Source organism: Pseudomonas sp. AC463 (genome assembly GCF_979253585.1).
Window position 1 is genome coordinate 1 of record NZ_CEEDDZ010000539.1, and the last position, 277, is coordinate 277.

Annotated in this window: 1 protein-coding gene; it reads right to left on the bottom strand. The window is 64.3% G+C overall.

The window, feature by feature from the left end; all coding sequences use genetic code 11:
- A partial coding sequence (locus tag AC0IYH_RS31310) for a contractile injection system protein, VgrG/Pvc8 family (RefSeq protein WP_471838110.1) occupies positions 1-277 on the bottom strand: 277 nt, incomplete at both ends.

Consider the following 277-nt stretch of genomic DNA (forward strand, 5'->3'; position numbering starts at 1 on the left):
GTCACGGTGTATTCGCTGTCGACGATCAGGTATTCGCGGTTCTGGTCATCGCGCGGGTAGTCGGTGAGGCTGAACAGGTGGCCGCTGCCGAGCCCGCGGGCGTTGCCCTTCAGGCGAATCTGCTCGTGCTGAGCCTGAATCGCCTCGATGCGATTGCGCGCGTATTGCTCGCCATCCTTGCTCTGCACGTACTCGCCCGGGTAATCGTAGAGCGGATAGTCGGCGTTGCTGTGCTCGCGTGCGATGCTGGAGCGCACTTCCAGGCGCGCGCTGGGGC